This is a genomic window from Intestinibacter sp., from assembly GCF_051866655.1.
Taxonomy (GTDB): Bacteria; Bacillota; Clostridia; order Peptostreptococcales; family Peptostreptococcaceae; genus Intestinibacter.
Map to the genome: position 1 here is coordinate 1 of NZ_JBJDXL010000351.1, position 3,357 is coordinate 3,357.

The 3,357-nt window shown below is 31.3% G+C and carries 5 protein-coding genes; all 5 read left to right on the forward strand.

Annotated elements, in window-relative coordinates; genetic code table 11:
* The coding region (locus tag ACI3VO_RS10520; RefSeq protein ID WP_439757878.1) for a polysaccharide deacetylase family protein at positions 1-452 on the forward strand (452 nt) is incomplete at its 5' end.
* A gap of 88 nt (positions 453-540) precedes the next feature.
* Complete coding sequence (gene lspA / locus ACI3VO_RS10525) at positions 541-990, forward strand: signal peptidase II (protein ID WP_439757879.1); 450 nt, start codon at positions 541-543, stop codon at positions 988-990.
* A 36-nt stretch (positions 991-1,026) separates the two neighbouring features.
* Positions 1,027-1,956 (forward strand): RluA family pseudouridine synthase, encoded by a 930-nt coding sequence (locus ACI3VO_RS10530; protein WP_439757880.1) that lies wholly within the window; start codon positions 1,027-1,029, stop codon positions 1,954-1,956.
* A gap of 213 nt (positions 1,957-2,169) precedes the next feature.
* Entirely contained in the window at positions 2,170-2,703 is a 534-nt protein-coding gene (gene pyrR / locus ACI3VO_RS10535; protein WP_439757881.1) for a bifunctional pyr operon transcriptional regulator/uracil phosphoribosyltransferase PyrR, read from the forward strand.
* A gap of 37 nt (positions 2,704-2,740) precedes the next feature.
* Positions 2,741-3,357 (forward strand): solute carrier family 23 protein (locus tag ACI3VO_RS10540; protein ID WP_439757882.1); only part of this gene is annotated, 617 nt, incomplete at its 3' end.

Sequence of the window (3,357 nt, forward strand, 5' to 3'; positions counted from 1 at the left end):
AAAGAGAAAAAGAAGAGGGGCATGAAATAGGAAATCATACATTTACTCATATCAATGCATCTAAAAAGACATATGAAGAAATAGAAGAAGAAATTACAAATACTCAAGAGGTCATAAAAGATGTGACTGGAGAATATCCTACACTTTTTAGACCTCCTTATAGAGCTTTGAGCAGAGATTTATGCAAAATAGTAAAAGAAAAAAATATGAATATAGTTCTATGGTCTAATATAGATGTAAGAGACTGGTCTAATCCAGGAGTAAACAACATGGTAAATACAATAGAGAGCAAGGTTGAAAATGGAAATATAATAATACTACACGATTACAATACAGTCAGAAATAATAAATCTCAGACAATACAAGCTCTAGAGATAGTCATTCCAAAGCTAAAGGAAAAGGGCTATAAATTTGTAACTATTTCAGAGCTTATGGAGCATCTAAAAAAATAAAACTAAAACGAGATTAAATTTCCGCATCTCTTTTATAAAAGGTGTTTTTTAGGTATAATGTAGGAAAATACTTTTTTAGGAGGAAAAAATGTACGAATTAGCAATAGCACTTTTGATCGCATTTGATCAAATTATAAAAGCATGGGCTCTAAACGATTTACAGTATAAAGGAAGTATTAGTGTAATAAACGACGTTTTTAATCTAACTTATGTGGAAAATAGGGGAGCAGCATTTGGGCTATTTCAAAATAACCAATGGGCGTTTATAGTCGTAGCCTTGGTAGCATCTATAATAGGACTTTATTTTTTACATTCAAATAAAATATCTTCAAAATTAGGTAAGCTTTCAGTTGTACTTATTATAGCAGGGGCATTGGGTAATTTAATAGACAGAATCAGGCTAGATTATGTTGTAGATTATTTTGATTTTGTTTTTATATGGAATTACGTTTTTAATTTGGCAGACTGCTTTATTGTAGTAGGTACATTTTTATTATGTGTATATGTTATAATTAGCGATAATAAGCAAAAAAATTAAAAATATAAATAGGATTGAGAAAGAGAAACGAGAAATATGGATAAAAATATAAATCAAGATGAAATAAGAGAATTTTTAGTTTTAGGAGAAGAAGAGGGAGATAGACTAGATGTATATCTATCATCACAGCTAGGGGACATGTCTAGAAGCTATATCCAAAAGATAATAAAGGATAAAAAGGTAAATGTAAATGGAAAAATAGAAAAGCCTAAATATCTAGTCAAAGAAGATGATCATATAGTTATAGAAATACCGGCTCCTAAGCTTTTAGAAATAAAGCCACAGAATATACCTATAGATATAGTATACGAGGACGATGATTTACTAATAGTAAATAAACCACAGAATATGGTAGTACATCCTGCACCTGGTAACTACGAAAACACACTAGTAAACGCAATACTATACCATTGCAAGGACAATCTATCTTCAATAAACGGAGTAATAAGACCAGGTATAGTACATAGAATAGACAAGGATACTTCTGGGATTTTAATGATAGCTAAAAACAACAATGCACATAACTTTTTGGCAGAGCAATTAAAAGACCACTCGATAACTAGAGAATACGAATTTGTATGCCATGGAGTAGTAAAAGAAGAAAAAATCACAGTAGACAAGCCAATAGGACGAAATCCAAAGGACAGATTGAAAATGGCAATTGTGAAGGATGGAAAGAGAGCTGTAACTCATTTCGAGGTTATAAAGCGATATGATAATTTTACTCATATGAAGGCGACATTAGAGACAGGTAGAACCCATCAAATAAGAGTTCATGCAGCAAGCATTGGTCATCCGCTTTTAGGGGATCCTGTATATGGACCTAAAAATTCTAAAATAAAATGCACAGGGCAGACATTACATGCGAGAAAGCTGGGATTTATACACCCTACAACTAAACAATATGTAGAATTTAACTCAGAATTGCCTTCATATTTTTTGGAAATACTTGGTAAATTAAAATAAGTGTTGAAATAAAAATACTAAAAATATATAATTGTATTTAAAGAAAAAAATAATATTTGACAAATAATTGAAAATTGAAGAGAATCATAAAAAATATAGATATACCTTTAATTGATACAGAGATATCATAAGGATAGATATACTTTTTTGTTGTGTATATAAAGTATAAACTTCCTGTCTTGTGATGGGAAGTTTTTTTAGTAGGAGGGCAAAATGATAGAAAAGGCAAAATTAATGGACGAAAAAGCAATAGCTAGAGCTATTACTAGAATAAGCCATGAAATAATAGAAAAAAACAAGGGTATAGAAGACGTCATTTTAATAGGAATAAAGACTAGAGGAATACCTATAGCAAATAGAATAGCAAATAGAATAGAAAAAATCGAAGGTAAAAAAGTAATCACAGGAGAAATGGACATTACCTCATATAGAGATGACCTAAAAAAAATTCAATCAGATCCAATAATAAATGGAACAAATATAAAATTTGATATAAATGAAAAAACTGTAGTTTTAGTGGACGATGTTTTATATACAGGCAGAACAGTTAGATCAGCTTTAAATGCACTTATGGATATAGGAAGACCAAAGGCTATACAATTAGCTGTATTAGTTGATAGAGGTCATAGAGAGCTTCCTATAAGGGCAGATTATGTAGGCAAAAATGTACCAACGTCAAAGCAGGAGATAATCTCTGTTGAACTTTTGGAAATAGATGGAGAGGATTCTGTGAAAATAAAAGAGTAGAAATGGATTTCTACAAAATAAAATTAGGAGGTCATTTATGAAAAAAGCGGCTTTATCACTTCAACATTTGCTTGCCATGTTTGGAGCGACTGTATTAGTTCCTTTATTGACTGGATTTGATCCATCGGTGGCAATCTTTTGTGCAGGAGTAGGAACATTAATATTCCATTTTTGTTCAGATTGGAAGGTACCAGTATTTTTAGGTTCAAGTTTTGCATTTATAGGAGTAATAAATCAGGTTTCAGAGGCTTTTAATGGAGATTTGGCTTATGCTCAAGGAGGAGTTATAGTAGCAGGATTTTTATATTTAGTGATGTCTCTAGTAATAAAGCTTATAGGTGTAGAAAAGGTAAAAAGATATTTTCCACCTCAAGTTACAGGGGCGATGATAGCAGTTATAGGTTTAAATTTAATTCCTTCAGCAATTAATATGGCTATGACATATCTACCAGTTGCAATACTTACTTTAGCTATAGCTATATGTATAAATCAATTTGCAAAGGGTAGTATAAAGCAATTTGGTGTAATAATAGCAGTTTTTATAGGGCTAGTAGTGAGCTTTACACTTAATCTAGTGGATACAACAGCAGCTAGCGGGGCTAGGTGGTTTGCAATTCCTAGTTTTAGATTGCCTAAATTTAGCATGGATGCAAT